The sequence below is a fragment of the Rhizobium bangladeshense genome, from assembly GCF_001662075.1.
GTDB classification, from domain to species: Bacteria; Pseudomonadota; Alphaproteobacteria; order Rhizobiales; family Rhizobiaceae; genus Rhizobium; species Rhizobium bangladeshense_B.
In genome coordinates this window covers 1-1,441 of sequence record NZ_LYPL01000081.1, presented here as the reverse complement: position 1 = coordinate 1,441, position 1,441 = coordinate 1, and the positions used below count along the sequence as shown (strand labels likewise).

Genomic DNA, 1,441 nt, shown 5'->3' with positions numbered 1-1,441 from the left:
CACGCATGAAGCGTAGGAACTTCTCTCATGCTAAGCAACGAGGGAAGAAGGGGAGGACCATGCCACAAATGATTTTGTCCGTCCTCAACGATGCGCAGCGTCAGTTTAAGGTCGGATTGAAGCCGAAGGACATTCACCGAGAGATTGCTAGTTCGGAAGACCCGAACGTTAATGTCGCACGGGTGAATTCAGTCGCTTGGCGAATGTGGAAACGAGGTGAGATCGAGAGGGATGAGCAGTCCCGCTACTCTCTCCCCAAAACAGATAATGCCGTTGACCCACTGTCCTCGCAAGACCGGCCAACGGCATTGGAACCCGAAGCGAAAGGCCGTGAAGCCGGTCCGGGAGGTGGAACATGAGAAGAGCATAAGCCCATATCATGGTGACGGCTTGCTGCGGCAAGCCGTCACTCATTAGTACCTCTTTGGCCTGAATCGGTCAACGCTCCGTTAGCGTCTAACACTTCCACAAAGTCTGCCGCCTCGACCACATTCCCTTCGATGACCAAAGGCGCTGCTTCACTCTGAGTGAGGGTTTCGCCCGGTCCAGCGCTTCAACCGCCTCGATCATCGATGCAAGGCTGATGTCGTGTGTCACGTCCATATCCACCTTGAGGCTTGGTTGACCGAAGCCGCGATTGAGCACAGAATTTGCGGCGTTCACTACTGCGGTCGGATTTTTCGACGTTCTGTAGATGTTGACTAGCGCGTCTATCGCCTCTCTACCGAATTGTTGGGAATATAGGCGAACGTTGTCAGGATCAGCGGGACGGTCCTTCGGATTCCCGGATTGGCCTTTTTGGAACTCAACACTGGACTAAAGCCTCGTGGTTAATCATTCGTTGCCGAGGACGAGTGCTATTCACATTTCGGAAAGAGTGCGGGGTGGACTTGGAAAGTGAAAAGGTCTAACGCAACTTCATGAACAGAAGAGCGGTAAACCTCGTTGAAAACGGCGTGCTTGAATCGGCAAGGCGCACGATAGAGACCGAAAGACGCGGTCTTGAAGCGCTCGAACGGGCTTTTGACGATGGATTGGCCGGTCCTTTCACACGTGCTGTCGAAGTCATCGGCGACATCACCGGGCGCGTCATCGTCACCGGCGTCGGCAAGAGCGGGCATATCGGCGTTAAGATTGCTGCGACGCTCGCTTCGACGGGCACGCCGGCATTCTTCGTGCATGCGGCCGAGGCCAATCATGGCGATCTCGGCATGATCGGGAAAGGTGATGCAATCATCGCCGTTTCGTGGAGCGGGCAGGCGCAGGAACTCAAGGCGATCCTCTCCTATTCCAGGCGGTTTTCGATTCCGCTGATCGCCATTACCTATGATGAAAAATCGAGCCTCGGCCTTGCTGCCGACATCGTACTCAAGCTGCCGAAGGAGACGGAGGCCTGCCCGCACGGCTTGGCGCCGACAACCTCGGCAATCCTGCAGCTTGC

At 55.5% G+C, this 1,441-nt stretch carries 2 protein-coding genes; both read left to right on the top strand.

All coding sequences use genetic code 11. From position 1 onward, the window contains the following. The coding region (locus tag A7X77_RS31535; protein ID WP_210179784.1) for a hypothetical protein at nucleotides 1-359 on the top strand (359 nt) is incomplete at its 5' end. A gap of 561 nt (nucleotides 360-920) precedes the next feature. Next, nucleotides 921-1,441 (top strand): KpsF/GutQ family sugar-phosphate isomerase (locus A7X77_RS31525; RefSeq protein ID WP_156668208.1); only part of this gene is annotated, 521 nt, incomplete at its 3' end.